Annotated in this window: 1 protein-coding gene and 1 pseudogene; one reads left to right on the forward strand and one right to left on the reverse strand. The window is 44.4% G+C overall.

Going from position 1 to position 595, the window contains the following annotated elements; translation table 11 throughout:
* Positions 1-406, forward strand: a 406-nt coding sequence (locus tag R7044_RS26650) for an OB-fold nucleic acid binding domain-containing protein (RefSeq protein ID WP_263857066.1), incomplete at its 5' end; no start/stop codon positions are given.
* Between the two features lie 58 nt (positions 407-464).
* On the opposite strand, the pseudogene R7044_RS26655 reads toward R7044_RS26650, so the two are convergent.
* Positions 465-595 (reverse strand): annotated as a pseudogene (locus tag R7044_RS26655) (chemotaxis protein CheV); the annotation flags it as partial.

Raw genomic sequence — 595 nt, forward strand, 5'->3', positions numbered from 1 at the left:
CCTTATTGAAGACTATGCCAGTACAGGTCTTTCGCTGAACCGGCACCCAATTACTCTGCTAGAAGAAGCGGGAATACTTCCTCGTTTTACGCGTATGAAACAATTGGTTGATAAAGAGCATAAATCGCTTGTGACTGTGGCAGGTGTCGTCACCGGAAGGCAGTCCCCAGGCACAGCAGCAGGCGTTACATTTTTCACCTTAGAAGATGACACTGGCAACATTAACGTTGTGGTATGGAGCGCGACGGCAAGAGCGCAAAAGCAAGCATACCTCACCTCAAAAATATTGATGGTAAAAGGTATTTTGGAAAGAGAGGGAGAAGTCATCCACGTCATTGCGGGTAAATTGATTGACTGTACTCATTACTTATCCAACTTGCAGAGTAAGTCTCGTGACTTTCATTAAGAATGAGTAGATACAACAAAGGGAGGTTACCCTCCCTTTGTTTACATTCATTGATGAGTTAGGCGTTTGTAGAAAGCACCTGACGCAAACGATCTTGTGCTACTTCAACTAACAAATCTGGCTGGAATTTTGAGATAAAACGATCACAGCCTACCTTTTGCACCATCGCCTCGTTAAAGCTACCGCTGA

Source organism: Vibrio sp. 1402, assembly GCF_033340275.1.